This window comes from Lysobacter oryzae DSM 21044 (genome assembly GCF_059568595.1).
Genome location: NZ_JCANTQ010000006.1, coordinates 1 through 1,283, shown reverse-complemented (window position 1 = coordinate 1,283; position 1,283 = coordinate 1). Strand labels below are relative to the sequence as shown.

At 59.6% G+C, this 1,283-nt stretch carries 1 protein-coding gene; it reads right to left on the bottom strand.

The window, feature by feature from the left end; translation table 11 throughout:
- Window positions 1–506: 506 nt before the first annotated feature.
- Window positions 507–800: a hypothetical protein gene (locus BP05_RS00120; RefSeq protein WP_496359244.1), complete on the bottom strand. Its 294-nt coding sequence runs from the start codon at window positions 798–800 to the stop codon at window positions 507–509.
- Window positions 801–1,283 lie beyond the last annotated feature (483 nt).

Genomic DNA, 1,283 nt, shown 5'->3' with positions numbered 1-1,283 from the left:
GAACGAGCCGGGAGACAGCGAAAGAGTCGGAAGGCGAGGTGCGCCGGCTGATTGCATGACGCAGCTGACAGAGCGCTTCTACAGCGGCCTAACGCTTGAATTAAGCCGAGCCGCGAAGCGGCTTCGGCTTGAATGAATTGTTAGGCCGCAATGTACCAAGGCGCGAGGACCGGCGGGAGGCGATTTGGCTCAGCGCTTTGCCCGACGGAGCCGACGGGCTCGGGCGCCACACGGAAGTGGCGCGATGAAACGCTGGCTGGAGCGAAGATGCTCGGGACGGCTGCTGCCGCGGGAAGCTCCGGGCGCAACTCCGAGCTGAGGCAAGCACGAGTCGGTAGGCGAGGATAGTGGCGTCCGCAAACAGCACAGCTGTTGAAACGGAATGCTTTGAGCGGCCTAACGCCTGAATTAAGCCGAAAACAATCGCGCAGCGATTGGTTTTCGGCTTGAATGAATTGTTAGGGCCCGCCCGATGCGCCTCGGGGCCCAGCCCAGACAACGAAAAACTACCCCAGCGGCGAAACATCTATGGCCTTGAGGGCTTGAGCGACCGGGAGCCGCGTGGACTCCGGCAGGCGACCAAGGCCCATCATTGTCTCCTCAATCAGGCACATGTGTCTGGCGATGAACTCAGCCGACTCGCCGCGCGCCAGATACTTATATATCTCCCCGATATAAGAGTCGTACTCGTCACGAGGCCATTCCGGGTCATCCATGACGCCGATAGGGTCCCATTGGCTAATGAGAACTTGCCGGATCTCGTCGGTGATGCGCTTTGCGTGAACTCGACGATCATCCATCTGCGGGGCCTAACGCCTGAATTAAGCCGAGCCGCGAAGCGGCTTCGGCTTGAATGAATTGTTAGGCCGCACGCAGGACGGGCTGGTCCGGGGACGACCAAGTAACGGCGGTAATGCTGCCATGGACTAAGCCCTCATCTCGAAGTTGCGCAAAGATTGCAGCGGGAGGCCAGCCACTAGGAGCATCAGCGAAGGGAACCTGGAGCCGCTGTAGCTGACTCAGGACAGCAGCGAGCGCGTGCTTTGAGCCGAACGGAATATTTGCGCCCTCATGACTCGCGGCAGCCCCAAGAGCTAACAGCTCAGAAAGCAATGGGCCTGTGGAGCAACAGATGCGAACCGAGTCGGTGAGCACAGCCTCAACATGATCCATAGACTCTCCTTGCGGCCTAACGCCTGAATTAAGCCGAGCCGCGAAGCGGCTTCGGCTTGAATGAATTGTTAGGCGCCATGCCCGTGATCTACGGCAACGACCTTGCCGGT